The organism is Vibrio sp. 1069, assembly GCF_033340555.1.
Genome location: NZ_JAWOWP010000408.1, coordinates 1 through 685, shown reverse-complemented (window position 1 = coordinate 685; position 685 = coordinate 1). Strand labels below are relative to the sequence as shown.

Sequence of the window (685 nt, the reverse complement as noted above, 5' to 3'; positions counted from 1 at the left end):
TCTAACCAAAGCTGGTTAGGCTTCACGCGACCTGACTCATTCCCATCTAAAACCAACTCTCCCATGAAAGGATAACTTTCATCGACACCTCGTACAGAAATAAACTGCATTCCGTTATCGCTAAAAGCCATGGTCGAAAATCGGGTCATAACGGAGCGCTCAAGTTGCTCTGTCGATTTTAATAGTGAGTCAGATAATGGGTTTGTGGAAACGAACACCGCATCCGCTGTTAATGCATCCTTCCCCTGCTTGACAATCACTTGCTCCATACGAGATGCAAGTGCAGACAATGCAAAAATACTCGCGATGACCAACACAAGAGCGACGCTGATCGGCCAAAGGTTTCCTTGCCTAATTTCGCCCAAACTCCAACGCACCAAACTTTTATTCGGAGAGTGTTGCTTCAATCCACGTTGATCTGAAGATGTTACTTCACTTGAAGATACTGCTGACATTACATCTCCTCCTTAAGCTCACCCGCCTCCATACGATAAATTCTGTCGCATCGGCTTGCTAAGTTCACATCATGAGTGACCAATATTAATGTCGTACCGTGCTGGCTATTGAGATCGAACAACAGCTCGATGACTTTATCCGCGGTTTGGTGATCAAGATTCCCTGTCGGTTCATCAGCAAACAGCAATTCTGGCTGAGTCATAAATGCTCTGGCCAACGCGACGCGTTG

At 46.1% G+C, this 685-nt stretch carries 2 pseudogenes; both read right to left on the bottom strand.

The features are described 5' to 3' along the window. A pseudogene (locus tag R7040_RS26825) lies at positions 1 to 455 on the bottom strand (ABC transporter permease); the annotation flags it as partial. Then, positions 455 to 685: pseudogene (locus tag R7040_RS26820) on the bottom strand (ABC transporter); the annotation flags it as partial. The pseudogenes R7040_RS26825 and R7040_RS26820, both read right to left, overlap by 1 nt.